The organism is Tardiphaga sp. 768_D3_N2_1 (genome assembly GCF_052076105.1).
In the GTDB taxonomy this organism is placed as follows: Bacteria; Pseudomonadota; Alphaproteobacteria; order Rhizobiales; family Xanthobacteraceae; genus Tardiphaga.
Map to the genome: position 1 here is coordinate 1,501,902 of NZ_CP197245.1, position 26,992 is coordinate 1,528,893.

The window sequence follows — 26,992 nt, forward strand, 5'->3', positions numbered from 1 at the left end:
TTACTGCCCCGAGGGTGTGCGGAGGCCGTGCCAGGCGTCGCGCACCTGATGGTAGTGAACTTCTGGCAGATAGTCTGGCGTGTTCAGCCCAAGCGTTTTCACATCCAGCCTGCCGATTGCGCTGAGCAGCGAATAGGATGCGATCACCCGGTCGCGCTGTGCGCCAATCAGGCGTGCCTTTGCCTGCACGAGATCCTGCTGGGAGTTCAGGACGTCGACAGTGGTGCGCTGACCGCCCTGAGCCTCGCGCTGTACGCCCTGCAGGGCAACGCCAGCAGCGCGTACTTCGGCTTCCGCGGCACTCACCGCGGTCTTGGCGCCTTCATTTGACACCCATGCACCGACGACTGCGGTGCGGGCCTGATTGCGGACCTGTTCGAGCACTAGGCGACTGACCGATGACAGTTCCTTGGCCTGGCGCGTCTGCGCAGCACCGAGGCCGCCGTCATAGATCGGCGCACTCAACTGGCCGACGATCGAAGCCTGGTCGGTGCCAAAGGTGCCAAGCGTCGGATCCGACTGGCTGGATTTGCTGGCGCTGCCCTGCAGCGTCAGAGTAGGCAACAGACTGCTCTCGGCCACCTTGATCGTCGTGGTCGCCACGTCGACATCGTAACCGGCTGCCAGCACGGCGGGATGCGCCTTGAAGGCCTGATTGACGGCATCGTCGCGGTTGCGCGGCAGCAGCCGATCCATTGGTTCCGCCGGGCTGAGCCGTGAGGGTGCAGCACCAATCACCTGCGTATAAGTCGCCTGGCTGATGGCGAGAGTGACCTCAGCGGCGTTGAGATCGGCCTGACCACGCGCCAGTCGTGCTTCGGCCTGCGACGTGTCGGTGGGCGTGACGTCGCCGGCGTTGAGCCGCTTCTGGGCGATGCCGAGGGTTTCGCGCAGGGAGGCGACGTTGGCCCGCTGGGCTTCAACCAACGATTGGTTGGCGAGAACATTGGTATAGGCAACGACCGCGTCCAGCAGCACGCCCTGACCGACATTGCGCAGCGCTTCCCGGCCGGACTGGACCTGCAATTCCGCGACGCGGACGCTGTTGGCTGTCTTGTTTCCGTTATAAAGCGTCTGGGTGACCGTGACGCCGATGGTCCATGGCTTCAGCGTTGCACCCTGGATGGTGTTGTCTACGAGCAGGTTGCGTACGGCCTGAAGGCCATAGCTCAGTGTGGCTGTCACCTGCGGCCGGTAGCCGGCCATCGCCTGCGGGACGTTCTCATCGGTGGCGCGCTGGCGGGCCCGTTCGCCGTTCAGCTGCGGATTGGACTGATAGGCTTTGGCAAGGGCTTCCGACACCGTTTCGGCACGGGCATCGACCGCGGCAAAAATGCCATAGCCAGTTAGGCTCAGGGCCATGCCTGTCCGAAGCGCGCGCCTTGCGGCAAGGCCAAATATGCCGTGACGAACCATATTATCCCAAAGCAATCTTCGGACGTCCGCCCCCGCTGACGTCTAGGTATGTTTAGAGGGCGTTGCCTTTGCAGGCAAACCATCCGGCGAAGAACCTCCGGGCTTTTGCGCTTTCCCCACAGGGCATTTGGCTGCCCCGATTTGCTTGATTGATCAGGACCCTAGGGTGGAGGAGGCGCTCCGTGAATGCGACGAATAAACCCGCTTCACATGGCCGCGTGTGTTGCATGTCGGGCACATTTCTGAATAACCGTGCGCAGTGGTAACTCTGTCCGGCTTCGCTGCGCGATTGCGCTGCGGAGCTGTCGATCCTGCCCTGCCGGAATGCTTATGCCCAAGATCTTCACTGATCCCGACGCCATCGCCGAAGACATCATTCGCGACGTGGGGACGACGCTCGTGGTCGGGCTGCCGCTCGGGCTTGGCAAGGCCAACCATATCATCAACGCGCTCTATCAGCGCGCGCTGGCCGATCGCAGCATCAGGCTGACGTTCTTCTCTGCCCTGACGCTGGAGAAGCCGAAGCCGTCCAGCGAGCTGGAAAAGCGCTTCATCAATCCCGTGATCGAGCGGTTGTTCGGTGGCTATCCTGATCTGGCCTATGCAACGGCGCTTCACAAAGGCGAGCTCCCGCCAAACATTCAGGTCAACGAGTTCTTCTTCCTTGCCGGAAAATGGTTGCGGGTGGCCGACGCGCAGCAGCACTATATCTCAGCGAACTATACCCATGCGTCGTCCTATCTTCTCAGGCGCGGGCTCAATGTCATTACGCAACTGGTGTCGAAGCGCGTGGTCGACGGCGCGGCGCGCTATAGTCTGAGTTGCAATACCGACACCACGCTTGATCTGATGCGGGCGCGCAACGAAGGGCGCGTCTCCTTCAAGTTGATCGGTCAGGTCAATTCGGAATTGCCATTCATGCCGGGGCAGGGTGATCTCGCCGGAGATGAGTTTCACGCGGTGCTCGAAAGCCCGGAGACTGAATTTCCGCTGTTTGCACCGCCGTCCGAACCGATCAACGACACCAAATACGCGATTGGATTACACGCTGCGGGCCTGGTGCGCGACGGTGGCACGTTGCAGATCGGCATTGGGCAAGTGGGCGATGCACTGGCGCAGGGCCTGATCTTTCGCCACCGCGACAATGCGGCGTTTCGCCATCTGATGCAGCGTCTTGCCCCTGATGCGCCTCCGAAGGAAGTCGCGACGTTCGAACGTGGCCTCTATGGCGTGAGCGAAATGCTGTTCGAAGCCTTTCTCGGCTTGATCGACGCCGGCATTCTGAAGCGTGAGGTGGATGACACCATCGTGCATGGCGCATTCTTTCTCGGGCCGAAGGCATTCTATCAGGCGCTGCGCGACATGACGCCGGAGCGTCTGGCGAAAATCCAGATGATGCCGGTATCGTTCACCAACGAGCTCTATGGTGACGAAGATGCCAAACGTCGCGCGCGCGTTGATGCGCACTTCGTCAACAACACGATGATGGCGACGCTGATGGGCGCCGCGATCTCGGACGGCCTCGATAGCGGTCAGGTCGTGAGCGGCGTCGGTGGACAGTATAATTTCGTCTCACAGGCTTTCGCGCTGGAAGGCGCGCGCTCCATCCTGACTCTCGAATCCACACGCGCGGGCAAGAAGCCGATTTCCAACATTCGCTGGAATTATGGTCACACCACGATCCCGCGACACCTGCGCGATATTATCGTGACAGAGTATGGCGTCGCCGATCTGCGCGGGAAATCGGATGCCGACGTGATCGCGGCGATGCTTCAGGTATCCGACTCGCGGTTTCAACCGGAACTGATGCGGCAAGCCAAGGCGGCTGGAAAGCTTCCCAAGAGCTATGACATTCCCGCCGCGTATCGCGACAACGTGCCTGAGCGAATCTCCGCTGCACTCAAGCCGGCACGGGATGCTGGCCTGCTGCCCATGTTCCCGTTTGGCAGCGATTTCACTGACGTGGAGCAGCGCCTGATCCCTGCGCTGCAGGTTCTGAGCGCGGCATCGGCGTCACCTCAGAAGCTCGCTGGATTATTCTGGGAGGGCATGACGCATACAGCCAGCGCATCTGATGAAGCGGCGCTGGCGCGGCTCGGGCTCGATCGTCCGGCCACATGGGCCGAACGTGCCTATCGTGTGCTGGTGTCCGCCGCGCTCGCGCGCAGCGGCTTAACCTAGCGGTTCTTGTTGACCGGCTTCCGCTTCTCAACGAAGGCGGCCATGCCTTCTGAACGGTCTTCCAGCGCGAAGGTCGCGTGAAACAGATCGCGCTCGACCTTGAGGCCTTCGGTGAGCGGCGTCTCGAAGGCGCGATTGACGGCGTTCTTTGCCATCGTTGCCACCGGGCGCGACATGGCGGCGATCTTTTCCGCCATGGCGATGGCTTCTTCCATCAGCTTGTCCGCCGGGACAACGCGACTGACGAGACCGGAGCGCTCCGCTTCCGCCGCATCCATCATGCGGCCCGTGAGGCAGAGGTCCATCGCCTTCGATTTGCCGATGGCGCGAGTGAGGCGCTGGGTGCCGCCGATACCGGGAATGGTGCCAAGCGTGATTTCCGGCTGGCCGAACTTCGCGGTGTCTGCGGCGATCATGATGTCGCACATCATGGCGAGTTCGCAGCCGCCGCCGAGCGCGTAGCCGCTGACTGCAGCAATGGTGGGTTTGGTGCAGGTGGCGACACGGTCGCCGCCGATTGATGTGAAATCGCTGGAGAACATGTCGATGAAGCTCTTTGGCTGCATCTCCTTGATATCTGCCCCGGCGGCAAATGCCTTCTCGCTGCCGGTCACGATGATGCAGCCCACGGCGGTGTCGGCTTCCAGCTCGCCGATGGCGATCTTGATTTCGCCGAACACACCGAAAGAGAGAGCATTGAGCATCTTCGGGCGATTCAGCGTGATGATGCCGACCGCGCCTTTGCGCTCAACGATGAGGTGTTCGTAGCTGCTCATGTTCCATCCCGCGGATTTTTGCCGAAGCCGCCAGGATCGGCGGCCCCGCGCAATTTGCCCGCTCGGGGGATGGGGTTCAAGCCATAAACATACGGGCGGCAGAGGCCATGGTGAGCAAGCCGCCGAAAGCGATGAAGATCTTGCCGACGAGGGAGGTCTTGTCCCAGGTCGTGCTGTTCTCGCTGGCGACTTCCGGTGCCGGCGTATCGATGGTGGCCTTCGCGAGCGTCAGCGGTGGCTTGTCGTCGCTGATGGCACGATCGAGGTCGTTGAGCTGGTCGGCGGCAACGAGCTGCGCGCTGTTGGCACCGGAATCCGGCGTGGTCGTTGCGGGCTGTTCCTGCTGGCCGCTGATTTGGCCAAGCGCGCTGCCGGCTTGCGATGACATGTTGTAGGTGTTGGTCGCCGCGGTCTCAGAGGGCCACTGCGCATTGGCATTGGCGACCAATGATGGGATGGCGGTATCGCTGCTTCCCGGCTTGGCGTCTGCGGTCTTGGCGGTGTCTTCCTCAGCCGACTTTTTCGACGCCTTGTTTGCCTGCCGGTCGGACTTGCGCGATTTCGTTTCGCTCTTCCTGGCGCTGCGGTGCTTGGTGGCCTTCGCTGCTGGTTCGGTGGACGTGTCTGCGGCGCTGCCGACCGCTGCGGCCGGCTCGGATGCCTGGGTGTCATTTTCGGTCGCGTGAAGCGGTACCGATGTGCAGATCCACAATCCGGCTGCGATGACCAATGCCGCACGCCCGCTGGCTCTGATGTTCATGGAAATCTCCCCAAAATACCGGCCCCCAATGGCCGCAAGGGAAACTGCGCAGGTGTTCACACCGGGGCAAAAAAAGGGAATCTTCGGACGAGTCCGGCAAAAACGGGGCATGAACATAGCCGCGGTCATCGTCTCCACAGGCATCAGCAAAAATCTGCCTTTGAAATCAAGGCGACGGATGTCACTCTGACGGTTCGATGGTATGAGCCGGATGTCTTTGAAATCTTCGGCTTGGGGTTGGGGCGTAGGCGAGGCTTCACGGTTCCGTGATTTTTCTCTCAGCTGGCGTAACAAACTGAATTATCCGCCGAATTGGCTTTAGGAGCGCGCGTGCGCGGACGTGACGACGAATGGACCGATCTGATGCGGTCGGCCAATGCAGGGGATAGCGTTGCTTATCATCGCCTGTTGAAGTCGGTTACGCCCGTGCTGCGTGCCGGAGCGCGGCAGGGCCTGTCACGGGCTGGCCAGCCGCCCGATCAGGCGGAGGACATTGTGCAGGACATTTTGCTGGCGGTGCATTTGAAGCGGCACACTTGGGACGCGAACGCGCCGTTCGCGCCGTGGCTGTTTGCGATCGCCCGCAACAAGCTGATCGATGCGCTGCGCCGCCGCGGACGTCGCGTCTTCGTCAATATCGACGATTTTGCGGAAACGATTCCGAGCGAGCCGCCGGCTGAAACATTGCCCACCGTCGAGATATCCAATCATCTCTCCGATCTTCCGCCGCGGCAGCGCGACGTGTTGCGATTGATCGCGGTGGAGAGCGCATCCATCAAGACCACGGCGTCGAAATTGTCGATGACGGAAGGGGCCGTGCGCGTGGCGCTGCATCGTGGGCTCGCGAGCCTCGCAGCCAAGCTGCGAAAGGATTGACCATGGATACCGATCGCCTGATTCAGACGCTGGCTGCCGACAACGACCAAAGGGCACGTCCCGTGAGCACACAGCTCGCGATGGCCTTGTTGGTCACGCTACCGGTCGTGGCGGCGATGTTGCTGGTGACGCTTGGCATTCGCCCGGACTTCATGTCGGCGATGCGCAATCCGTTCTTCGATGCGAAGTTTCTGGTGACCCTGGCGCTCGCTATTCCCGCGATCGTGATCAGCGTTCATCTATCGAGGCCCGAAGCGTCGTTGGGGCGCTGGATCTGGCTGTTGCTGCTGTCGCCGTTCATTCTCATCATTGCCTTGATCGTCGAAATGACGATGCCGCAGCGTGCGCCGATGATGGTACGCATTATCGGCCGAAACTCGTCGCTGTGTTCGGCGGCGATCACGTTGCTGTCGCTGCCGATCCTTGGCGGCGCGATGATCGCGCTGCGCCACGGCGCGCCGTCACGCCCCGCTATTGCCGGTGCGCTCGCGGGATTGATGTCAGCCGGGCTGGGGGCGACGTTTTACGCCGCGCATTGTGCGGACGACTCGCCGCTGTTTGTCGCCACCTGGTACACGCTCGCAGCCCTCGTCGTGGCGGCGCTGGGTGCAGCTATCGGTTCGAAAGTACTGCGCTATTGAGCGGAGCGTGAGCCACGCGTTCCGGGAAAAATGAATCCGGTCAGGCCGATGCCACTGCCGCAGGACGGCCGCTCGCCGTCGACTGCAGTTTCGGTCATGCAGCGGATTTTTCGGCAAGACGTCGGCGATACTGGCTCACGATATCCTCGAAACTCTTGTCAGCGACGACGCCGAGGGATGGCGCGCGGGTGGAGATGAAACCTTTCGGCCAGCTATCGACGATCTTCTTGAGATCGGGATCGAGGGCATAGGTCACGTTCGGTGTGGTGTTGGTGACACGTGCAATCGATTCAATGATGTCGTCCATGCTGATCGTCAGGGCAGGCTGATTGAGCACGCGTTTGCCGCGCATCTTGGCCGGATCGGCATTGTGAAGCGTGATCAAATTCTGCGCAACGGTCTCGACCGAGACGACCGGCACTTTCGTATCTGCACGCAATGGGCAAATTGATGGCTTTCCGGCGACGCCATCACGAACGATGCCCGCGATCCGGTCGGATACCGACTGTGTTGGCGGGCCGGGATGTACCAACACGATCGGCAGGCGCAGCGCACGTGCATCGACCATTCCGTGACGTGTGGCGTCCGCCAGCATCAATTCGGCGATGGCCTTGTGCGTGCCATAGGACGTTTGTGGACGTTGCAAGTGGTCGTCATCGACATGATCAGGTAATAGCCCGCCGAAGACCGCGATCGAACTTGGAAAGATCAGGCGCGGCGGAGCATCCTTCGCGCCAATGGCGTCGATCAATTCCGCCAGCGCCGAAACATTCACCGCCAGTGCGCGCGCCGGATCCTGTTCCGCGGCGCTGGTCAGCACAGCGGCGAGATGAAACACGCTATGCGGCTTCCAGTCGGCGATCCGCCTCAGCGCATCGGGCGCCGCGATACTGGCCGGCAGATGTTTCACACGTGGGTCGGATATCGGCGGTAAATGCGTGTCGAGAAGGAGAAGCTCCTCGATCGTTTCGCTTGTGCCTGCAGCATTGGTGAGCGCGCCTGCTTGAAGCAGCGCAGAAGTGAGCGTTCTGCCGATGAAGCCACCGGCGCCTGTAATCAAGACGCGCATGAATCCCGCCCTGCTTGATGCCAACCCATTCCAGCGTTGTTCGCCGTGATCGAGGCATCACTATCAGCGCCTTCACCGACAAGTCGATGCCTGCTGACGGAATGGCTGCTCAGCGCAATTGGCGTTGCGGCGCTCGGTTGCAATGGCCAGACTGCGGCCATCCGCGCGAAAACATGTTGACTGACAAAGGTCAGGCGGCAGGTAGGTCGGACGTTGCCTGCTGCATGCGATGGAAGCGCAGGACTTGTTGCGCCGCTGAGATGCGGAGGCGCTCATAGGTTTCGCGGTCGGTCGCGCTGTCAGACATGTGCGCTCCAGCGAGTTGCTCGCGCATGTTGATGATGGTCTTGACGGTGTTCCATGAAAAATTAGCGACCTTGCACAGAATGAAAATGCCCTCGCTGCGGGCTTCAACCATCATGGTTTCTGCCACCGAAACCGGTACATTGGCCAGACAGGCGAGCGCGGCATTAGCTTCGTCAAACTTGCCGGCTTCCGCGAATTTCGCCACCTCGGTTTCATTCAGCCTGCCGTCTTCGAACAGCGAGCGCACGAGGCCGTGGGCGATAATGGTCTGTTGACTGACGCAGTCTGGCGCGGTGCGGGCTCGCCGCGCGACCTGCTGAACCACCAGAGATATGTCGGTTGTGTGGTGAACGCGCGCGGCTTCCAGCTTCGCCCGAACCGATGCTGACGCCTTGGCGACGAGCTTTAGATAATGGTGACGCGGAATGGAGGGACGCAGGCCAATGCAGGTTGCAATCGCATCATTGCCCTCGGCACGGGAGAGCAGGGTATTGTAGCCGCGCTCTGAAATCTCCGCCCCGCGATTGTTAACGGTGCTGCTAACGACGGCGTCGTTGCCGCGCTCGACGAGAACATCCGTCAGGGCGCCGCTCAGGACCTTGCGCGTCGAAATCGCCAGCAGATGGTCCTGGCTTTTGGTGCGTGCATTCTCGATCAGCGCATGGTCGTCGAGTTGCTCCGACTGGGAGAGCACGGGTGCGGCGACCTCGATCAAATCGTCGAATGCAAGGGTTCGGACAACCCGGGGCGGTGCGACAGAGACGGGTGCCAGTCGCTCGGCCAGAAGGGCCCTTGCAGACGCTTCCATATGCGTCAGCAGGCAATCGAAAACGTCGTCGAACACTGCGATCTGCGCGTCGGAGTAATCCACGGCATTGTTGACGAACAGATCCGTGACGCGGCGCAGGGTTTCCACGCGCCGTGCGACCGTTCCGTGGGCCAGTGCGGCGTCAAGTTCGTCGAGTAAATTTGCCGATAACGGTGACTTCGAAGACATAAATCAAATCCCGTAATTCTAATCGTGTCCTGCCGCGAATATGTTGCGGGCAGGGTTCGTGAAATTCGTTCAGGCGCTTGCAATTCGGTTTCGTCCGCGCTCCTTGGCGGCATAGAGTGCGCTGTCGGCGCGTGCGAGTAAGGTGTCTGGCGTGTCGTTCGGACCCAATGTCGCAACGCCACCCGAAATCGTTACGGTCAAACCGTCGGAAAATGCGCTCCAATCCAGTGCTTCGACGATTGCGCGCAGGCGGTCGAGCATTTGCACGGCCTTGTCATGCGGCGTGTCCGGCAGCACCAAAAGGAATTCCTCGCCGCCGTAGCGGCCGAATTTGTCGATGCTGCGGATATTGGCGAAAATCGTGATGGCGAAGGTCCGCAGCACTTCATCGCCAGTCGGATGCCCGAAATTGTCATTAATGCGCTTGAACCAGTCGAGGTCGATCAACGCGGCGGTACAGGGCGTATTGCTGCGCTGTGCCCGAATGATTTCATCGTCAAGCAGCCGCATGATGCAGCGGCGATTGAACGACCCCGTCAGTTCATCGAGTTCTGCGAGCTCTTCGATGCGCTTGTATGCGGCCTCGAGTTCAACCCGCCGCCGAAACAGCGCGTCGCGTAGCGAGCTGGAGAAAATGCCAATGAACATACTGCGGGCGATGGTCATCGAGAATGTCAGCAAGGTGCCAAAGCGCTCGATGGAATTGCCGGAGGGGAGCGTCAGAGGCAGATCGACGAGGAAATACAGCAGCGCGAGGCCGCCGGTCATGATCATCCAGGCGCCGACACCTTCGCGCGGCGTGGTGCGCAGAGCGACGACGTTAGCGACGAGAAACAACGCGCAGAGAAACACGACGGCCACATCGGGCGCCAGGTAGATGAAGGCGAGCTGCAATGCGAAGGTGACGGCGGTGTATGGCGCTGCGAAGAAATGATCGCTCCAGTCATCCGTCAGGCCGCTCTCGGAGATCGCGAGGAAGATCAGGACGGAGGCGGAAGCGCAGCCGGCATAGGCCGCGATGATCGTGCCATCGATCGTGCCTGCCGCAAGGAAGACGAAGAGCAGCACGACGTTGACGGCATGACTTGCGGCCGCCAATGCGAGCATTTGCCGTCGCCGCCTCAGGCGACGCGCCAGCATGTCTGACCGCAACTCTCCATCGACGGCTTCGAAGTCGCCGTTTAGCGGATTGAAGACTGATGAGGCGGCTGCGGTCATTGAGCCCGTCGATGGGTTTCGATGACGGAACTCTAGTGCTCAAAGCCTTTAGGTTTGGTATCTATTGCCGTGAGCCAAATCTGGTAATCGGCTACTCATGCGCTGTTCTCAGCGACAAAATGTTGAGCGATCGCATGCAGTGGGGACGCCAGAAGATAGCAACGATAGCTTTTTTAATTAAGTAAAAATGCCCGGCGGACCAGGAGCCCGGACGAGTTGACTTGACGTGGCGGAGAGGCCGCCATGACAAATGACGGTATCCATTTACGAGGTTTCGGGATACGGCTGCAAAATGTCGGTTCCGCAGCCTCAAGGCTGTTCCGGAAGCCACGACTTGGTAAGGTTGCCGTGTGAATCGCTGGCATTCGGGTCGGAAATGCCCCAGCACTATGCTACCTGTTACCCGATCCGCCCAAGAAAAGGGCGCCCAAAAGCCCGTTCGGTGCGGTTAAAGCAGCCGCGACCGGTATATTCCTGCCCATTCGAGAAGATTTTATCTTGTCAATCGAACCTCTTACGACCCCATTCAGACCAACCTTGCGAGACGGGCAGTGAGTGCAACACAGGCGGCATCGGATGAGGTTCTGATCGCCCGGATTGCGCAAGGCGACCGTCTTGCCATGCAGGTGCTTTATGGCAGGCACCATGTTCGGGTGTTTCGCTTCGGCCTTCGGCTGGTGCGGAACGAACAGATTGCTGAGGATCTTATCAGCGAGGTGTTTCTGGACGTGTGGCGACAGGCAGGCAAATTCGAGGGTCGCTCCGCGGTCTCCACATGGCTGCTGGCGATTACGAGGTTCAAGGCGCTGTCCGCGCTGCGCAAACGCAAGGACGCCGAACTGGACGACGAGACGGCCAACGCGATCGAGGATACGTCCGATAATCCCGAAGTGTCGGTTCAGAAAAAGGATACCAGTGACGCGTTGCGGAAGTGCCTGACATCTCTTTCGCCCGAGCATCGGGAAATCGTCGATCTCGTCTACTACCACGAGAAGTCCGTGGAAGAGGTGGCCGAGATTGTTGGAATTCCCGAGAACACCGTCAAGACGCGCTTGTTCTATGCGCGCAAGAAATTAGCCGATCTGCTCAAGGCAGCCGGCATTGAACGAGGCTGGCCATGATGGCGATGAGCAACAAGGTGCCGAACCAGGAGCCAGGCGAGATCGAGGCATTGCTGCCTTGGCACGCCGCGGGCACGCTCAACGCGCGTGATGCTCGCCGCGTCGATGATGCGCTCGCCAGTGATCCTGAATTGGCGAAGCAATATGCCGTGATCCAGGAAGAATACGCGGAGACCATTGGCCTCAATGAGAGCCTCGGTGCGCCGTCGTCACGGGCGATGCAGAAGCTGTTTGCTGCGATCGACGCCGAGCCGGCGCGCAGTGGATCGACATCGGTCGGTCTGTCGGCGCGGATCTCCGGATTTTTCGCATCGCTTTCGCCGCGGACACTCGCGGCTTCGGCCGCTGTTGGCGCGCTCGCGATCATGCTGCAGGCCGGTGTGATCGGCACCGTGCTAATGCAGCGCGACACCCGCACATTCCAGACCGCGTCCTATGAAGCCGCGCCGTCGCCAGCGAGTGCGCCGACCACTGTCACCCGGTCGCTCGCGCCGGCACCGGCACCTGCCTCGGTAGAAGCTCCGACGCGTCTGTTCGTCCGTTTCGCGCCGACTGCGCGGGTGTCGGACATCACCGCGCTGCTCGACGGCTATCAGGGTACGATTGTCGACAGCGGCAAGGACGGGCTGTTCCGGCTGCAGTTCGGCAATCGGGTGATGACCAAGGATCAGATCGCCGGGCTGATCCGCCGGCTGGAGAACGAGAAGATCGTCAGCATGGCGGTTCAGGCGCAATAGGCGCCGTCGGTTGATCCGATCCGCATTGTGCGTGCGAGGCCTGTTCCATGAGACATGATCGTGGCGCCTCCGGACAGATAGTGAAATGCACGGCCGCTGTGCTTTCGCTCGCCGTTGCATGGTCGTTCGGCCTTTCGGTCGCCGGCGCGCAGAGCATGATGCGCTCGCCGAGCCTCAATATCGGATCGCGCGTTCCCACGATCGCTCCGAACACCACGCCGCGTATCAATCCGAATATCGCTGCGGGGGCGGGCCGCATCGCCGGCCGTGGTCCAAGTATCGCGAGCCGCGGACCCATTGCTGGTCGAGTCGGTATCGCCAGCACCGGCCCGCGCGGGGCGGTGATCGGGACGACAGCCAGCCGGACACCGCCCATATCCACACGGCCGGGGCGTACACCGCCGCCGAAGATCGTGGGCGTGCTGCCGACCATTTCCTATGTGCGTTATTCGCCGAACACCTATCCGAGTTGCGCCTATGCCAATCGCGCGGCATCCGGTGAATGCAACGAGAAGCCATTCGTTGCTGATCTCGGCGGCGGCGGCCCGACGCCGCGCAGTCAGAATGCCGGTGGCGGATCGCGCAGCAATGGTCCGCAGGCGGCCTTGAACACGCGTTACGTCCCCCGGCAGATCATCGCCGAACTCGATGGCGCGCTGACGCCCGACCAGACCGATGCGCTGGCGCGCCGCCTGCGTCTGGAGCGTCTGTCGTCGCAGGATTTTCCGCTGATCGGCGCGACGATCAACCTGTTCCGGATCACCGATAATCGTTCGGTCGAAACTGTTGAGTCCCAGATGCGCGCCGAGGCTGACGTGCGCGCTGTGCAACCCAATTTCCGCTACGTGTTGCAGGATCAGGTGACAACGCCGGTGCCGGGCGAGGGCGATCCCGCGCAATATGCGGTGGCGAAGCTTCGCCTGCCGGAAGCGCACAAGCTGTCGGCTGGCGCGAATGTGACAGTTGCCGTGATCGATTCCGGCATCGACGTCGCCCATCCTGAACTCGCTGATGCCATCGTGGGTTCGTTCGATGCGCTTGGCAGCAAAGAGGGTGCGCATGTGCACGGCACTGGCATTGCGGGGGCGATCGTATCGCATGCGCGGCTGATGGGCAGTGCGCCGCGTGCGCGCATTCTTGCCATTCGTGCCTTTGCTGTGTCGCAGGGCGGTGCGGAGAGTTCGTCCTTCGTGATCCTCAAGGGGATCAACCATGCGGCATTGAATGGCGCCCAGGTCATCAATATGAGCTTCGCCGGCCCGCAGGATCCGCTGATCGAGCGCGGTATTGCGGCATCAGCCAGCAAGGGCATCGTGATGGTCGCAGCATCAGGCAATGCCGGGCCGAAATCGCCTCCGCTTTATCCCGCTGCAAGCCCGAGCGTGATCGCCGTCAGCGCCACCGATGCGTATGACAGGCTGTTCACTGCGTCGAACCGTGGCCGCCACATCGCAGTGGCTGCACCGGGCGTCGATATTTTCCTGCCCGCGCCGGATAACAAGTACCAGATGACGTCCGGTACCTCGTTCTCGGCGGCCTATATCAGCGGGCTTGCCGCATTGATGATCGAGCGCAATTCAAAACTGCAGCCGAGCGAAATCCGCAGCATCCTGATGACAACCGCGCGTGATCTCGGTGCGCCCGGCCGTGACGATCTGTTCGGCGCCGGAGCGGCGGATGCCTATAGTGCGGTATCGGCCGTGCAGAGCGCCCAGCAACCCGTGGCCACAGCGCCCGCGCCTGTGACGCCTGTTGTCGTCACCGCGCCGGCGCCGCCGACGCGTGCGATCGAGGCGTCGTCGCCATCGATGGCGTCAGACGCCCAAAAATAATCGCCTGATCGTTGAACGTTTGGCCGGGTGGACCGGACATATGGATGTGGGAGCGGCATTCCCTCCCCAACGAGGCCATATCCGGCGCATGCGCCCAAACATTCGCGCCCGGTATAGCTTGACCCGCCCGGTTGTCCCCCCGGGCGGGTCTTTCGTTTTTGTTAACCAAAAATTTTAACCTTCAGGTCATAGATTGCCGGTGCATGGCTTGGCGTCGAGCAAGGCTCAAGCAAGGCTTGACTGCGATACCCAAGGTTTGACGGGGCTTTTTCACGTGTTTCCAACGCAATTATTCAGGTTTGACCACATCGCGCTGGACCGGGGAAACTTTTCCACAGAAACTCTCCAAGTATTGGTGAGTGATTCGTTTGTTGCTTTGCGTCCGTTTTTTCTCTTGCGGACATTTCCATGTCATCTCACCTGAATTTTCCTTACCCGCATGCGGGCATTGGTCGGCCACTGGCCCAGCGCTGGTGCTCTCTTGCCGAGAGCCGGCTGGACTACCTGACAGAACTGTTCGAGAGCGGGCGCTGGCGCCGTTTTCACAGCGAAGCCGAGTTTCTCGACAACATTCAGGAAGCCAAGGAAGCGGTTGAGCGCTGGCGGTTGATGGTTGAGGGCGAGACAGCTGCCGTGAGGCGCGTGCTGTCTTCGGAAGGGGTGATCTACCGGGCGCCGCGCGCTGCTGAGCCTCGGCCTGCTACCGTCGCAGCTCCTGCCGTCACGCTTCCCGCCATTGCAGCTCCTGCGATAGCAGCGCGTGCGGTTGCGCCACTGCAGCCCGACATCGAGCCGGTGGTTGAAGCGGCTGCGCCCGTCCTGATCCCGATCGAAACCCTGTTGCAGCGGGCGCCGCCTCGGCAGGCGACGGTGACGCCGGCAGATCTGGATTGGCAGAAGGCGCTCGATCCTCTGGTGATCAGCGCGCGCTATCCGATGCTGCGGACAGCGCTTTAGCGCACCGTGTTGCCGGACACCGCAACCTGCTGATAGCGCTGTGCGCCATCCGCCGTGAGGTCCGGGGTCACCGGTTTTGCATGATCGAGGCCGACCACGGCGCCGCGTGGCGCGCCTGAAATCATGTTGTTACTCACAAGCGCGGTGCCGGCGCCCGGCGCGACCGATACACCGATGCCGATGAAGCTGTTGCGCACGACATTGCCGGTGATGGCGACATCGCGCAGATACTTGCCCCAGCCCGCGATCATGCCGAATGACGGCGCGTTCTCGACGACATTGCCCGTCACGCTGGCGTCCGCCTCGATATAGATGCCGATGCCGGCATCGTCGTCGGGCGCTGTGCCGATCGGCCGTTTCGGGAGCAGGTTGCGGATGATATTGCCCTGCACGACAGCGATGCGGCCGCCCTCGTTGAAGTTGCAGACGGAGACACCGAGCGCCGCGCCATCGACGGTGTTGTTGGCGATCACCGCGGCCTCGAAGGCGAATTCCGAATAGAGCGCGACTTCGCGCACGCGCGAGACGCTGTTGCCGGTGATGTGGATGTTCGATGCCGAATTACCGCGCACGGCCGAGTAATCGCAATTGCGGATGCGATTGCCGGAGACGATGACATTGCCTGCACGAAAAGCATTGATGGCGTTGCCATACTGACCGGAACCGCCGGGACCCGCCTTGATGCCCTCGATACGATTGTCGATCACTTGCGTGCCGTCATCGCCGATGGCGGTGCGCAATATCTCGATGCCGTTGCTGCTGGTGCCGGAAATGATGTTCTGCGCGACGATCAGTCCCTGCGCATCGAACGAGACGATCGCGGTGGTGGCGATGTTGGTCAGCGTATTGCCGGTGATCGCGCCCGCCGTGTTGTCCAGCCAGATGCCCGCGCCGCCGCTATTGGTGACGGTGCAATCGCCGATGCGGAACTCGCGCGCCTGCACCATGTGCAGCAGCCCGCGCCGCGGCGGCAGTTTGGCGAAGTTGCCGTCCAGCGTGAGGCCGCTGAGGCTGACATAGTCCGCGCCTTCGCCCGAGAGCAGTGATGCGCCGCCGCTGAAGGTGAGGGTGGTTGCGCCGCGCATGCCGATGATCTGCGAGCCACGCGCGAGCTTCAGTGTACCGGTGCGATAGTTGCCGGGCGGCAATGCGAGCGGCGCCTGCGCGCGTGCGGTCTCGTCGATGGCGCGTTGCAATGCGCGGGTCTGGTCGTCCTGGCTATTGGCACGCACGCCATATTGCGTGGCGTCGCGTCCGAGCGCCGAGGTGAGTGGCGCTGCGCGCGCCGCATCGCTCGATGCGGCAAATGCGCCGGCGGCGAGACCCGCGCCGGACGCAGTCAGCAGATGGCGGCGATGCAGGTCCATGGTTCAAGGTCCCGGTGGATGTCCGCTGATGGCGTAACGCAAGATGATGCGTGTTCCATTGCCAGGCGAGAGCGGCCGCGATGAATGTGCAGGGTAGGGTTAATGAGGCGCTCATCTGCCGACGGCTTTGCGCTACGTTTTCGGTCGTCACTTCGCTCTCGGTCGTCATGGCCGGACTTGTTCCGGCCATCCACGCCTTCCTTTGTAGCCAAGGCGTGGATACCCGGCATTCGCCGGGCATGACGGCGGAGTGTGGGGTGACGACGGAGCGTCACGTCATTCACGGATTCAACTGTCAAACAGCCACTGTTCTTCAGACACGCGTCATCGCCCCTGTTGTTAGCGGCGCGGGGGCGCCGTCGTGTTTCGCATTCCCGCCCTCCCTTGAGAGGGCGTGCGGAACGCCGGGTGCCCGTTGCACCCTTGGGCCTGATGCGAATGCGGTCTTCCGCAAGGGTAATGTGCATCAGGACTTTCGGAAGCGTCAGGCAAGTGCCCAGCGTTCCGCCTGCGGTGTTTTTTCGACTTGCTTGCACTTTGCCTCAGCGAACGATCCGATCACCGAATTAAAGTCCCAAGGCGATGGGAAGGGAGCCTCAAGCACTTGAGCCGGACGCGTTTCGATTTGGTCGTCCGTCACACTGTCCAGGGGTCTTTCCATCCCAAGGCCAGCCGTCTCCTTGCCAGTGGCAGTGCTGGCGCAGCGCGGACCCGCCCCATACTCGTCATTCCGGGGCGCGGCCGGCACTTGCCGGACGCGAACCCGGAATCTCAGCATGGGAGTCTCCGATCGAGCAGAACACTCCGGGATTCCCCGCCACTCCAATTGGAGTGGCTGAGGTTCGCACTTCAGCGGCTGCGCCGCTTTCGTGCGCCCCGGAATGACGAGCGTGTGTCGAGGAGTGACATGCGGATGAAGTAACTCCGCGTGTTATCGTCCCTTCAGCGCGAGCTGGAAGTCCTTCTCGGCCTGAGCGTCGCGCTCGTTCTTTTCCGGGCATTCGCCGGGCTCCGCCTGACAGGGGCGGATCTCGTAATCGTTGTCGAGCACGCGGCGCGGTGTCGGCTTCGAATTCTTGGCTTCGACATCGGTGACAAGGCCGCTCTCGGCGGCAAGTTTCCACACGTCGGCTTCGGTCGGATAGGATTTGCTCAGCTTCGCGTCGTCACAGAACAGTGCGTAAGGCATCGGATTGCTCCGGTAAAAATTGATAACGTTCATGGCGGCGCCGGGTTCGCCCCGACGTATTCCCAGACATTTCAAAATTGCGCGACGGCCATCCGGCTGCGTCGCGAGAGCGTTCAGCTCACCATCTTGTGAGACTTGAACAGGCGGCCCTTTTCCACCACGAGGATCACCGCGAATGCAGTGAGGGTGCAAAGAAAAAGCCCGGTCGCGAACGGCAGCAGAGTGCCGTCATAGTGCTGGCCGATAACCGTGCCGATGGCGATACCCAGCAGCGTGGTCAGCGTCCCGTAGAGCGAGGAGGCCGTGCCGGCGATGTGGCCCTGCGGCTCCATCGCCAGTGCGGTGAAATTCGAGAACATCAGGCCGAAAGCAAACATCATCAGCATCGACAGCGCGATGAACAGCCATAGCGGCACGAAGCCCGTCACGACCGCCAGCAGCATCGCTGCGCCAGCAGTGACAAATCCGAGCAGGGCGCCGTGGGAGAGTGCGCGCATGCCAAAGCGATGGACGACGCGCGAGTTGAAGAAGCTGGCCGCAGCGACGCCGAAAGCGATGGACGCAAAGGCCAACGGGAAATATGGCCCGAGATGGAAGATCTCGGTGAACACCTGCTGCGACGTGAACACGAAAGCGAATAGCGCGCCCTGCAGGATGCCGGCAGCGAGGCCGTAACCGATCGTCTGCCGATGGCTGACGGTTTGCCGATAGGCATACAGCACATCACGAATGGCGAGCGAGCGGCGCTTGGCGACCGGCAGCGTCTCCGGCATTCGCCAGGCACTCCAGGCCAGCGTCAGCAGGCCGTACAGCATCAGCACGACAAAGATGCCGCGCCATTCCGTGAGGATCATCAGCGCCTGGCCGAAAGACGGGGCGATGACCGGCACGGAAATGAACACCATGATGGCCAGCGACATGACGCTGGCCATGCGGCCGCCGGCATAGCAGTCCCGGACGATCGACACCGCGATCACGCGCGTCGCCGCGGTGCCGACGCCCTGCAGCAGGCGGGCAAGCAGCAGGATTTCGAATGACGGTGCGAACAGCGCGAGCACGCTCGCGGCACAATAGACGGCCATGCCGCCGAGCAGGATTGGGCGACGACCGTAGCGGTCCGACAGCGGGCCGATGGCGAACTGGGCCACGCCGAAGCCGAGCAGGAAGACCGAGAGGACGGTCTGAAGGTGGTTGGCATCAGGGACTTTGAAGGCCGCGCCGATATGCGGCAGCGCCGGCAGCATGATGTCCATAGCCAGCGGATTCAGCGCCATGATCGAAGCGATCACGACGACGAATTCGCCAAATTTCATTGGGCTATGGGTCGATGACACCGCCAGGGGGGCGTCGGCGTTGATGTCGGTCACAAAACTGTCCTTGAAAGCACTCCCGCCATTAGGGTCTTCATGCTGCGATGCACAAGCTGACTTTCGGCATGGCTGCGTCGCGGAAACCGGCGGATTCTCAATTTATGAATTAATGTTCAGAGAATAGCCGGGAGCGTCGTTTCGACGGCGTCAACCCCCGGAATTCCGGGCCGCATCACGCAGTTTGACTCGGGTCAGGCGGATCATCTCCAGCAGGATCGCTTCACCGGTATCCGTGAGTTCGTCGGAGGTCACGCGACGAGAGGCGGTGTCCTGTGCCAGCAGCGGCACATGGACGAAGGCGGCAAGGCGAGGGCCGCCGAGCATGCGGGTGGCCTCGATGCCGCGCCAGGACAGGTAATTGCAGAGATAGCGGCCGGCATCGCGTGAGGGGCGCACGTCGGCGCCGCCGGCGAGGGCGGCCCGGAACAGGCGCGCCGTGTGCGGGCCGAACATCTGCGCGTCGGCGCCCGGGGCGATACAAGCGCGGCGCACCGTTGTGTGGCCGGCATCGGGCCACAGCATCGACACCGCGTTGCGCGCCCGCGTCTCGATCCGGATATAGGGCGTGCGCGCGGCGAGGCCGAACATCAGCAGCGCATCCGGGCAATGGCGCGCGATCAGCTCGGGCAATTCGCGATCGACGGTCGCGTAGGTGACGTCGAAAATATGTGCGAAGCGGGTGACGTCGGCGAAAGCGGGACGGCGCAGGCGCACGAGCCGCGCCACCAGCGTCTGGGTCGGATTGAACGGCGCGCCGGGGAAGGGGCCGAAGCCGGTGATGAGGATGCGGGGGGCTTCGCTCATCGGTTCGCCCCGTTTGTAGGATGGGTAGAGCATAGGCGCGAAGCGCCGGAGCGAAACCCATCGGCCGAGCCAGCTGCAGGCGGCGGACAGCATGGGTTTCGCTGCGCTCTACCCATCCTACGCATCCTCAATCCTTCAACAGCATGACGATCGCTTCCGCCGCGACGGCAGGCGTCATTCGGCCATCGGCGACGTCGCGTTCGGTCTGCTTGACCTTGCTGCGGATCGCGGGATCGCCGCGCAGCCGCGCCTTCAAACGATCCTCCAGCATCGTCCACATCCATTTCACCTGCTGCTCGCGGCGGCGGGAGGCGAAATCGCCGGAGGCGTTCATGGCGGTGCGATGCGCGACGACCTTGTCCCAGAGTTCGGCGATGCCCGTCTTCGCCAGCGCCGAATAGGTCACCACCGGCGGATGCCAGTGCTCCGAACGCGGCGCGAGGATATGCAGCGCGCCGCGATAATCCGCAGCGGTGATATTGGCGCGCTTCAGATTGTCGCCGTCGGCCTTGTTGATGGCGATCATGTCGGCGAGTTCGATCAGGCCCTTCTTGATCCCCTGCAACTCGTCGCCGCCGCCGGGCAGCATCAGCGCAAGAAAGAAGTCGGTCATGTCGCAGACCGCGGTTTCCGACTGGCCGATGCCGACGGTTTCCACCAGCACCACGTCGAAGCCGGCGGCTTCACACAGTAACATGGCCTCGCGCGTTTTCGCCGCGACGCCGCCGAGCGTGCCCGAGGACGGCGAGGGACGGATGAAGGCGTCTGGATGGGCGGAAAGATCGTTCATCCGCGTCTTGTCGCCGAGGATCGATCCACCGGTGCGCGCCGAGGACGGATCGACCGCCAGCACCGCGACCTTGTGGCCCTTGTCGATCAGATACATGCCGAGCACATCGATGGTGGTCGACTTGCCGACGCCGGGCGAGCCGGTGATGCCGACGCGAAACGCATTGCCTGTGGCGGGCAGCAGCGCCTGCACGAGTTCGCGCGCGGCGGCCTGATGATCGGCACGGCGGCTTTCCACCAGCGTGATCGCCCGCGCCAGCGCAGCACGGGAGCCGGCGCGGACGTCGCGCGCAAGGGCATCGATGTCAATGGACGCTGTCGTCACTTGTCATCGTCCTTCGGCCGCTCACCGGCGAAGATCGCGCCGCCCTCGGCCGACAGATATGGCTTCAATTTCTCCCATGGCACGAAGGCGTCGTAATCGCCTTCGGCATAGGAGCCGACCGCATAGGGGCCGTAATGGAAGCTGAGGCCGGAGCTCTTGCCGGCCGATGTCGATGGCGCCAGCGATACCGGCCCGATCTTGAGCAGCTTCGGCTCCAGCGCATCGACGAGGCTCATGTCGGGATTGTCGTTGTCGCGTTTTTTCTTCTCGACTTTCAGATCCGCGACGACCGCATCGCGGATCGCCGTCATCGCCGGCCCACTATCGGCGAGCTCGGCGAAGAAAGGGCGGATGCTGATCATCTTGCCGGCCTGCCTGTCCCACAGCAGCGTGTCGTTGGCACGATTGGGATGCGCGCCGCCGGTGTAGTTGTAGTCCGCGCGAATGATGCTGACATAGCGACCTGCGACCAGCGAGCTTTGCGTATAGGAGCGCTCGGATTCCCATGGCCGGTTGCGGATGTCGGCAGGCAGATCGCGGAGGTCCTTGCGCTGCTCGGCCAGTTCCTTGAGCGTCTTCGCAGCCCAGCCATTGCTGGCGGATGTGAGATATTTCAGCAGCGGCGCATCGGACTTGATCGCCGTATCGAAGAAGACCGCGACCTCGGTGTATTTGCCCTTGAGCTGGATGTCGGGTGTGGGCTCGGCGGCGAGGGACTGGGCGCAGGACAGCGCAAGCAGCAGGGCTGCGGCGAGGGGACGGTAAGACAAAAAAAGAGTCATTCGCGGATGCGGCTTTCGGCGAAGGCTTTGAGAGGAGGGAGATGATCTTGCAGGATATCCCAGACGATTCTGGTCTCAGTTGAATGATAGGCGTGGCGTAGCCGATTGGCGAAATCTGCCATCTTGCGCCAGTCGATGTCGATCGCCTCCATCTTGATATGCTCGGGGAGATTCCGCGCGGCCTCGCAGACAATCTCCAGCAAACGCTCGGTGATCAGGCGCAAGGCCCGGTTTGCCGAAAACTGATCGAAGTCGACACCCTGCAGATAGGCCTCCAGCTCCTCGATTGCTTCGCGAATGTCCTGCAGCCGGTCTTCGGCGGTGGGCGGCATTCAGATCACCTCGATCAGATCGTCGGCGATGCGTTCCTTGATCCTAGGCTTGAGGAGATCGTACATGGATATCTGCGTCGTCAGACCGGTCGCATCCTCAATCATGTGCATGACCTTGAACACGTCAAACGCACGCGCGCCAGTCTGGTGAGGGATCGTCTCGACGACGATATCCAGATCGCTGTCCGGCCGTGCGTCACCGCGGGCCCGCGAGCCGAACACCGCCAGCCGTGTGACGCCCTCCGCCTTGATGGCAGGCGCAATTGCTCGCAGCTTTGCGAGGATCGTCTCTAGCGGGATGTCGATCACGTCGGTCATCCCGCGATCCTATCACGTTTGCCGTGACGCTGCAGCTACTCGGCCGCCTCGCTGTGCCCCAGCCGTGCATTCAGCTTGTGGATCAGCTCTTCGGCCGCCTCCGAGATCACCGTGCCGGGCGGGAAGATCGCCTCGGCGCCGGCCTTGTAGAGCTCGTCGTAATCCTGCGGCGGGACGACGCCGCCGATGATGATCATGATGTCTTCGCGGCCCTGTTTCTTGAGCGCGGCCTTGAGCTCGGGCACGGCGGTGAGATGGGCGGCGGCCAGCGAGGAGAGGCCGAGAATGTGCACGTCGTTCTCGACGGCCTGACGTGCGGCCTCATCGGCGGTGGCGAAGAGCGGCCCGATATCGACGTCGAAACCAACGTCTGCGAAAGCAGACGCGATCACCTTCTGGCCGCGGTCGTGGCCGTCCTGACCGATTTTCGCGACGAGGATACGCGGGCGGCGGCCTTCGGCATCCTCAAAGACATCGATCAGCGCCTGAACTTTCGCGACATTGTCGTTCATGCTGGATGCTTCCCGCTTGTAGACGCCGGTGATGGATTTGATCTCGGCGCGGTGGCGGCCGAACACTTTTTCCATGGCGTCCGAGATTTCGCCGACGGTAGCCTTGGCCCGCGCGGCGTCGATGGCCAGCGCCAGCAGGTTGCCATTGCCGTCCTTTGCCGAGCGCGTCAGCGCCGCCAGCGCGGCATCGACATCGGCCTGGCTGCGCTCGCCGCGAAGCCTCTTCAATTTGTCGATCTGCAGCCGGCGCACGGTGGAGTTTTCCACCTTCAGCACGTCGAGCGCTTCTTCATTCTCCGGTCTGTACTTGTTGACGCCGATCACCGCCTGCCGGCCGGCATCGATGCGCGCCTGCGTCTTGGCCGAGGCTTCCTCGATGCGCAGCTTCGGCACGCCGGCCTCGATGGCCTTGGCCATGCCGCCGAGCTCTTCCACTTCCTGGATATGCGCCCAGGCCTTGGTCGCGAGATCATGGGTGAGGCGCTCGACATAATAGGAGCCGCCCCACGGATCGATGATCCGGTTGGTGCCGGTTTCCTGCTGCAAAAAGAGCTGCGTGTTGCGGGCGATGCGGGCCGAGAAATCGGTGGGCAGCGCCAGCGCCTCGTCGAGCGCATTGGTGTGCAGCGACTGGGTGTGGCCCTGCGTCGCCGCCATCGCCTCGATGGTGGTGCGCATCACGTTGTTATAGACGTCTTGCGCGGTCAGCGACCAGCCCGAAGTCTGGCAATGGGTGCGCAGCGACAGCGATTTCGGGTCCTTCGGATTGAACTGCGTCAGCAGCTTGGCCCAGAGCAGCCGCGCGGCGCGCATCTTGGCGACTTCCATGAAGAAGTTCATGCCAATCGCCCAGAAGAATGACAGGCGCGGCGCGAAGCGATCGACGTCGATGCCTGCAGCAAGACCTGCGCGGAGATATTCGACGCCGTCGGCGAGCGTATAGGCCAGCTCGAGATCCTGCGTCGCACCGGCTTCCTGCATGTGATAGCCGGAGATCGAAATCGAATTGTACTTGGGCATCCTCGTTGAGGTGTAGGCGAAGATGTCCGAGATGATCCGCATGGATGGCGCCGGCGGATAGATATAGGTGTTGCGCACCATGAACTCTTTCAGAATGTCGTTCTGAATGGTGCCCGTGAGCTTCTCCGGCGGCACACCCTGTTCCTCGGCGGCGGCGACATAGAGTGCGAGGATCGGGAGCACCGCGCCGTTCATGGTCATCGACACGCTCATCTGGTCGAGCGGGATGCCGGCGAACAGCGTGCGCATGTCGTAGATGGAGTCGATGGCCACGCCGGCCATGCCGACGTCGCCCGATACGCGCGGATGATCCGAGTCATAGCCGCGATGGGTGGCGAGATCGAAGGCGACCGAGAGGCCCTTCTGGCCGGCGGCGAGATTGCGCCGATAGAACGCGTTGGAATCTTCCGCGGTGGAGAACCCTGCATATTGCCGGATCGTCCAGGGCTGGTTGACATACATGGTCGGGTAGGGGCCGCGCAGGAAAGGCGCGATGCCGGGATAGGTGTCGAGGAAGTCGATGCCCTTGACGTCATCCTCGCCGTAACCGGGCTTCACCAGAATGCCTTCCGGCGTCAGCCACGGCTCGCCCTGCGATGGCGCACCGGCAGCGATGGGCGAGAAGGCGATGTTGGTGAAGTCAGGAATCTTGGTCATGGTCGTTTCTCGAATTCTCGATTGCGTTCGATGAGTCTCTGAACGTTCTTCTTGTAGGTCGGGTCGTCTGACGGGGGCGTTTCAGTTTTCCGCCAGAGTACCACGTCAAACACTTTCTCAAGCACCTTCTCGATCGGCCACATCAGCAAGTCGAATAGCAAACTGGCCATGCGCGCGATCCTTGAAACACGCTAATCATGATCCGGATGCTGATAGCTGAACACTTCGGCGCATTTCTCCGGGCCGTAATTCTGCATCGTCGTTTTGCTCGGCAGGTTCGACACATTGCCGACCCAGCCCAGGCGTGACTCCGTGCCGAATTGCTGTGTCGGCACTACGCGGTCCGGGCGGTCGAAGGCGCCGGTCATGATCTCGATCTTGGGGCCGCCGATGAGACGGTAGCTAAGCGGCGTGCCGCATTTGGCGCAGAAGTCTCGTTCCGCAATCGATGATGACTTGAACGCCGCCGGCTTGCCGCGGGTCCACGCAAAGTTCTCGTGCGGGATATCGGCGAGGGAGGCGAATGGCGCGCCGGTGGCCTTCTGGCACATGCGGCAATGGCAGATGCTGACCCGGGTTGGCGCAGCCGACAGCGCGAAGCGGATATTGCCGCATTGGCAACCGCCGGTCAGCGCGGGTTTGCTCGCCGTTGCCGTCATGGCTTACTCCATCAGGCCGAATTTATTAAGTCGCATTTATTAAATCATGGGCCTGCACCAGCATCGCCAGCGCATCGCCGCCGGCAATGATAAAATCCCTAACGCCTGCGTCGCGCAAGGGCGTCTCGAGGTCGCCGGGGCGGCCTGCCAGATAGATATGCTTCGCACCGGCGGCTTGAAGCGCCTTTGCTGCGGGCGCTGCCTGGCCGGCATAGAGCTTGTCGGACGAGCAGATACATACCAGCGCGGCGCCGGAGGCCTTCCAGGCCTTTGCGAGCTCGGCCGGATCGGAGAACCCGTCGCTGTCGAGGGCTTCGATGCCGCCGGTCTCGAAGAAGCTCTTGGCGAAGGTTGCGCGCGCCGTGAAATCGGCCGGCGTGCCGAGATTGGCCAGAAACACCTTCGGGCGGGCACCCTTGCGCGCCAGCAGGTGATCCGATTTGTCGCGCAGCGCCTCGAAGGGGGAGGCCAGCCGGATCGGTTCCAGCGGGTTGAACTTGATCTTGTCCTTGCCATAGGGCTTGCCGGGGATCGGCTTGACCTTCAGCACGCTGGCGCGCGCTTCATGCAGGTTGGGAAACTCGCTGGCGCCGGTGAGCACTTCGCGGCGCTTGGCCACGCTGGCCTGCCGCGCGGCGCGTGTCGCGGCGACCTTCGGCTGGATCACATTGTTGCCAAGCGCCTGGAAGGCGCCGCCGGCTTTTTCGATGTCCTGAAACTGCGCCCATGCGGCGTCGCATAGTTCGCGCGTCAGCGCCTCGATGCCGCCGGCGCCGGCGGCGGGATCGGTGACCTTGGCGAGATTGGACTCTTCCAGCAGCACCAGTTGGGTGTTGCGCGCAACACGGCGCGCAAAGCCATCGGGCAGGCCGAGCACCAGCGTGTGCGGCAGCACGCAGATCGAATTGGCGCCGCCAAGACCGGCGGCGAAGGTCGCCATGGTGGCGCGCAGCATGTTCACATAGGGATCGCGCTGCGTGAGCATGCGCCATGCGGTGTCGGCAGCGATGAACAGCGGCTTCGGCGCAAGGTCGCAGCTTTCCTCGACGCGCGCCCACAGCAGGCGCAGCGCGCGGAATTTCGCCATGGTGAGAAACTGATCGGCGTCAGCCGCGAGACGCGCATAGATCATGCCGCGGGCTGTCTCGAGCGGAATGTTATGGTCTTCCATCGCGCGCAGATAGGACACCATCACTGCGAGGACGTAAGACAGTTCCTGCACTTCCGAGCCGCCGGCATCGTGGATGATGCGGCCGTCGGCAACGGCGAACGGGCCCTTGAAGCCTTGCGCGGCGAGCTTCTTGATGGTGTCGGTGACGGCAGGCGCCATCTCCCACCAGTTATAGGCTGACGTGCCCCACACCGCGGTGGCGCCGATGGGATCGAGGCCAAAGCGGATATCGCATGTGGCGGGATCGATGCCCTTCGCCTTGATGTAGTCAGCCAGATAGGTCACGGCCATGCGCGACTGCGGGCCGGCATGGAGCTCGATGCCGATGCCGGCGTCGAGATAGATGCCGTCGAACAGTGTCTCGATGGTTTCGGGCGAAGCGACCATGCCGAAGCCGCGTGCGCCATTGGCGCCTTCGAACACCAGCGTCAGGCCGGTGGCACCGTTTTCGAGATCGTGCAGCGCCTGCCGGTTGGACTTCGCAGCATCCGGATGGTCGATCCGCTGCATGATCTGCCAGGGCGCAGCGGCCGGGCGGCCGGCGATCGGCGCTGCATCCTGGGCGCGTGGATAGATCGGCTGGATCTTGACGCCGTCATAGGTCTTGCTGATCAGCTTCTCGAACGGCGCGCCTTTCAGCACGCCATCGACGAGCTTGCGCCAGTCCTCGTAACTCGCAGGCGCAAAATCGGCGGCCAGCCGCAGGTCGTCAGTCGCAGTCGACATGGTCAGAACTTCACTCCCGGCATTGCTTCGTGATTGAGCCGGAAAATGCCATGCCGAGAAGGGGTTGCCAATGCCTGTTCGGGC

General features: G+C 62.2%; 25 protein-coding genes. 7 read left to right on the forward strand and 18 right to left on the reverse strand.

Features of this window, described 5'->3' with window-relative positions; translation table 11 throughout:
• Window positions 1–1,362, reverse strand: coding sequence for a TolC family outer membrane protein (locus AB8A27_RS06740; protein ID WP_441241248.1), 1,362 nt, complete (start codon window positions 1,360–1,362; stop codon window positions 1–3).
• Window positions 1,363–1,746: 384 nt separating this feature from the next.
• Between AB8A27_RS06740 and AB8A27_RS06745 the strand changes: the two genes are divergently transcribed.
• Window positions 1,747–3,597: an acetyl-CoA hydrolase/transferase C-terminal domain-containing protein gene (locus tag AB8A27_RS06745; protein ID WP_441241249.1), complete on the forward strand. Its 1,851-nt coding sequence runs from the start codon at window positions 1,747–1,749 to the stop codon at window positions 3,595–3,597.
• Here the strand turns inward: AB8A27_RS06745 and AB8A27_RS06750 are convergent.
• Both AB8A27_RS06750 and AB8A27_RS06755 read right to left on the reverse strand, forming a co-directional pair.
• Window positions 3,594–4,373, reverse strand: coding sequence for an enoyl-CoA hydratase (locus AB8A27_RS06750; RefSeq protein WP_441241250.1), 780 nt, complete (start codon window positions 4,371–4,373; stop codon window positions 3,594–3,596). The two genes, AB8A27_RS06745 and AB8A27_RS06750, sit on opposite strands and share 4 nt — an antisense overlap.
• A gap of 76 nt (window positions 4,374–4,449) precedes the next feature.
• Entirely contained in the window at window positions 4,450–5,133 is a 684-nt protein-coding gene (locus AB8A27_RS06755) for a hypothetical protein (protein WP_441241251.1), read from the reverse strand.
• Window positions 5,134–5,463: 330 nt separating this feature from the next.
• Here AB8A27_RS06755 and AB8A27_RS06760 point away from each other — a divergent pair, with 330 nt between their 5' ends.
• Together AB8A27_RS06760 and AB8A27_RS06765 are read left to right on the forward strand one after the other, a co-directional pair.
• Entirely contained in the window at window positions 5,464–6,009 is a 546-nt protein-coding gene (locus tag AB8A27_RS06760; protein WP_441241252.1) for a sigma-70 family RNA polymerase sigma factor, read from the forward strand.
• Between the two features lie 2 nt (window positions 6,010–6,011).
• On the forward strand, window positions 6,012–6,650 hold the full coding sequence (locus AB8A27_RS06765; RefSeq protein WP_441241253.1) for an NrsF family protein: 639 nt from the start codon (window positions 6,012–6,014) through the stop codon (window positions 6,648–6,650).
• A gap of 94 nt (window positions 6,651–6,744) precedes the next feature.
• On the opposite strand, the gene AB8A27_RS06770 is transcribed toward AB8A27_RS06765, so the two are convergent.
• From AB8A27_RS06770 to AB8A27_RS06780, 3 genes are all read right to left on the reverse strand, one after another.
• Window positions 6,745–7,719: an NAD-dependent epimerase/dehydratase family protein gene (locus tag AB8A27_RS06770; RefSeq protein ID WP_441241254.1), complete on the reverse strand. Its 975-nt coding sequence runs from the start codon at window positions 7,717–7,719 to the stop codon at window positions 6,745–6,747.
• A gap of 190 nt (window positions 7,720–7,909) precedes the next feature.
• Window positions 7,910–9,022, reverse strand: a complete 1,113-nt coding sequence (locus tag AB8A27_RS06775; protein ID WP_441241255.1) for a DUF2336 domain-containing protein — start codon at window positions 9,020–9,022, stop codon at window positions 7,910–7,912.
• A gap of 69 nt (window positions 9,023–9,091) precedes the next feature.
• Window positions 9,092–10,240 carry a GGDEF domain-containing protein gene (locus tag AB8A27_RS06780; RefSeq protein ID WP_441241256.1) on the reverse strand — a complete coding sequence of 383 codons (1,149 nt, stop codon included), beginning with the start codon at window positions 10,238–10,240 and terminating at the stop codon, window positions 9,092–9,094.
• 551 nt (window positions 10,241–10,791) lie between these two features.
• On the opposite strand from AB8A27_RS06780, the gene AB8A27_RS06785 reads away from it, so the two are divergent.
• From AB8A27_RS06785 to AB8A27_RS06800, 4 genes are all read left to right on the forward strand, one after another.
• Window positions 10,792–11,361, forward strand: a complete 570-nt coding sequence (locus tag AB8A27_RS06785; RefSeq protein ID WP_441241257.1) for a sigma-70 family RNA polymerase sigma factor — start codon at window positions 10,792–10,794, stop codon at window positions 11,359–11,361.
• Window positions 11,358–12,098 (forward strand): hypothetical protein, encoded by a 741-nt coding sequence (locus AB8A27_RS06790; RefSeq protein WP_441241258.1) that lies wholly within the window; start codon window positions 11,358–11,360, stop codon window positions 12,096–12,098. Before AB8A27_RS06785 ends, AB8A27_RS06790 begins: the two co-directional genes overlap by 4 nt.
• A gap of 47 nt (window positions 12,099–12,145) precedes the next feature.
• A complete protein-coding gene (locus AB8A27_RS06795; protein ID WP_441241259.1) occupies window positions 12,146–13,930 on the forward strand; it encodes a S8 family serine peptidase in 1,785 nt (594 codons plus the stop codon).
• A gap of 408 nt (window positions 13,931–14,338) precedes the next feature.
• Entirely contained in the window at window positions 14,339–14,887 is a 549-nt protein-coding gene (locus AB8A27_RS06800) for a TIGR03809 family protein (RefSeq protein WP_441241260.1), read from the forward strand.
• Here the strand turns inward: AB8A27_RS06800 and AB8A27_RS06805 are convergent.
• The 12 genes from AB8A27_RS06805 to AB8A27_RS06860 form a co-directional block, all read right to left on the reverse strand.
• Window positions 14,884–16,254, reverse strand: a complete 1,371-nt coding sequence (locus AB8A27_RS06805; protein ID WP_441241261.1) for a TIGR03808 family TAT-translocated repetitive protein — start codon at window positions 16,252–16,254, stop codon at window positions 14,884–14,886. The genes AB8A27_RS06800 and AB8A27_RS06805 overlap by 4 nt on opposite strands.
• Before the next feature lie 931 nt (window positions 16,255–17,185).
• Window positions 17,186–17,443 carry a hypothetical protein gene (locus AB8A27_RS06810; RefSeq protein ID WP_093759161.1) on the reverse strand — a complete coding sequence of 86 codons (258 nt, stop codon included), beginning with the start codon at window positions 17,441–17,443 and terminating at the stop codon, window positions 17,186–17,188.
• Between the two features lie 113 nt (window positions 17,444–17,556).
• Window positions 17,557–18,810 carry a multidrug effflux MFS transporter gene (locus AB8A27_RS06815; protein ID WP_441241262.1) on the reverse strand — a complete coding sequence of 418 codons (1,254 nt, stop codon included), beginning with the start codon at window positions 18,808–18,810 and terminating at the stop codon, window positions 17,557–17,559.
• A gap of 150 nt (window positions 18,811–18,960) precedes the next feature.
• Window positions 18,961–19,617 (reverse strand): pyroglutamyl-peptidase I family protein, encoded by a 657-nt coding sequence (locus AB8A27_RS06820; protein WP_441241263.1) that lies wholly within the window; start codon window positions 19,615–19,617, stop codon window positions 18,961–18,963.
• Window positions 19,618–19,744: 127 nt separating this feature from the next.
• Window positions 19,745–20,731: a methylmalonyl Co-A mutase-associated GTPase MeaB gene (gene meaB, locus AB8A27_RS06825; protein ID WP_441241264.1), complete on the reverse strand. Its 987-nt coding sequence runs from the start codon at window positions 20,729–20,731 to the stop codon at window positions 19,745–19,747.
• Window positions 20,728–21,501: a DUF3298 domain-containing protein gene (locus AB8A27_RS06830; RefSeq protein ID WP_441241265.1), complete on the reverse strand. Its 774-nt coding sequence runs from the start codon at window positions 21,499–21,501 to the stop codon at window positions 20,728–20,730. The genes meaB and AB8A27_RS06830 overlap by 4 nt, the downstream gene beginning before the upstream one ends.
• A gap of 8 nt (window positions 21,502–21,509) precedes the next feature.
• Complete coding sequence (locus AB8A27_RS06835; RefSeq protein ID WP_441241266.1) at window positions 21,510–21,845, reverse strand: HepT-like ribonuclease domain-containing protein; 336 nt, start codon at window positions 21,843–21,845, stop codon at window positions 21,510–21,512.
• A complete protein-coding gene (locus AB8A27_RS06840; RefSeq protein ID WP_441241267.1) occupies window positions 21,846–22,163 on the reverse strand; it encodes a nucleotidyltransferase family protein in 318 nt (105 codons plus the stop codon). It abuts the gene before it with no gap.
• A 35-nt stretch (window positions 22,164–22,198) separates the two neighbouring features.
• Window positions 22,199–24,352 (reverse strand): methylmalonyl-CoA mutase, encoded by a 2,154-nt coding sequence (scpA, locus tag AB8A27_RS06845; RefSeq protein WP_441241268.1) that lies wholly within the window; start codon window positions 24,350–24,352, stop codon window positions 22,199–22,201.
• Window positions 24,349–24,522, reverse strand: coding sequence for a hypothetical protein (locus AB8A27_RS06850; RefSeq protein ID WP_175500472.1), 174 nt, complete (start codon window positions 24,520–24,522; stop codon window positions 24,349–24,351). The genes scpA and AB8A27_RS06850 overlap by 4 nt, the downstream gene beginning before the upstream one ends.
• Before the next feature lie 21 nt (window positions 24,523–24,543).
• The gene (locus AB8A27_RS06855) at window positions 24,544–25,011 is read right to left on the reverse strand and encodes a GFA family protein (protein ID WP_092147790.1); all 468 of its coding nucleotides are present in this window, start codon (window positions 25,009–25,011) and stop codon (window positions 24,544–24,546) included.
• 25 nt (window positions 25,012–25,036) lie between these two features.
• Entirely contained in the window at window positions 25,037–26,908 is a 1,872-nt protein-coding gene (locus tag AB8A27_RS06860) for a methylmalonyl-CoA mutase family protein (protein ID WP_441241269.1), read from the reverse strand.
• Window positions 26,909–26,992: the final 84 nt, after the last annotated feature.

Coding starts and splice junctions, on each gene's coding strand:
- AB8A27_RS06850 (WP_175500472.1), bottom strand. CDS start 24,522: ATGGCCAGTTTGCTATTCGACTTGCTGATGTGGCCGATCGAGAAGGTG.
- AB8A27_RS06805 (WP_441241261.1), bottom strand. CDS start 16,254: ATGGACCTGCATCGCCGCCATCTGCTGACTGCGTCCGGCGCGGGTCTC.
- AB8A27_RS06775 (WP_441241255.1), bottom strand. CDS start 9,022: ATGTCTTCGAAGTCACCGTTATCGGCAAATTTACTCGACGAACTTGAC.
- AB8A27_RS06855 (WP_092147790.1), bottom strand. CDS start 25,011: ATGACGGCAACGGCGAGCAAACCCGCGCTGACCGGCGGTTGCCAATGC.
- scpA (WP_441241268.1), bottom strand. CDS start 24,352: ATGACCAAGATTCCTGACTTCACCAACATCGCCTTCTCGCCCATCGCT.
- AB8A27_RS06800 (WP_441241260.1), top strand. CDS start 14,339: ATGTCATCTCACCTGAATTTTCCTTACCCGCATGCGGGCATTGGTCGG.
- AB8A27_RS06860 (WP_441241269.1), bottom strand. CDS start 26,908: ATGTCGACTGCGACTGACGACCTGCGGCTGGCCGCCGATTTTGCGCCT.
- AB8A27_RS06740 (WP_441241248.1), bottom strand. CDS start 1,362: ATGGCCCTGAGCCTAACTGGCTATGGCATTTTTGCCGCGGTCGATGCC.
- AB8A27_RS06790 (WP_441241258.1), top strand. CDS start 11,358: ATGATGGCGATGAGCAACAAGGTGCCGAACCAGGAGCCAGGCGAGATC.
- AB8A27_RS06765 (WP_441241253.1), top strand. CDS start 6,012: ATGGATACCGATCGCCTGATTCAGACGCTGGCTGCCGACAACGACCAA.
- AB8A27_RS06795 (WP_441241259.1), top strand. CDS start 12,146: ATGAGACATGATCGTGGCGCCTCCGGACAGATAGTGAAATGCACGGCC.
- AB8A27_RS06770 (WP_441241254.1), bottom strand. CDS start 7,719: ATGCGCGTCTTGATTACAGGCGCCGGTGGCTTCATCGGCAGAACGCTC.
- AB8A27_RS06820 (WP_441241263.1), bottom strand. CDS start 19,617: ATGAGCGAAGCCCCCCGCATCCTCATCACCGGCTTCGGCCCCTTCCCC.
- AB8A27_RS06810 (WP_093759161.1), bottom strand. CDS start 17,443: ATGCCTTACGCACTGTTCTGTGACGACGCGAAGCTGAGCAAATCCTAT.
- AB8A27_RS06755 (WP_441241251.1), bottom strand. CDS start 5,133: ATGAACATCAGAGCCAGCGGGCGTGCGGCATTGGTCATCGCAGCCGGA.
- AB8A27_RS06840 (WP_441241267.1), bottom strand. CDS start 22,163: ATGACCGACGTGATCGACATCCCGCTAGAGACGATCCTCGCAAAGCTG.
- AB8A27_RS06745 (WP_441241249.1), top strand. CDS start 1,747: ATGCCCAAGATCTTCACTGATCCCGACGCCATCGCCGAAGACATCATT.
- AB8A27_RS06835 (WP_441241266.1), bottom strand. CDS start 21,845: ATGCCGCCCACCGCCGAAGACCGGCTGCAGGACATTCGCGAAGCAATC.
- AB8A27_RS06750 (WP_441241250.1), bottom strand. CDS start 4,373: ATGAGCAGCTACGAACACCTCATCGTTGAGCGCAAAGGCGCGGTCGGC.
- AB8A27_RS06780 (WP_441241256.1), bottom strand. CDS start 10,240: ATGACCGCAGCCGCCTCATCAGTCTTCAATCCGCTAAACGGCGACTTC.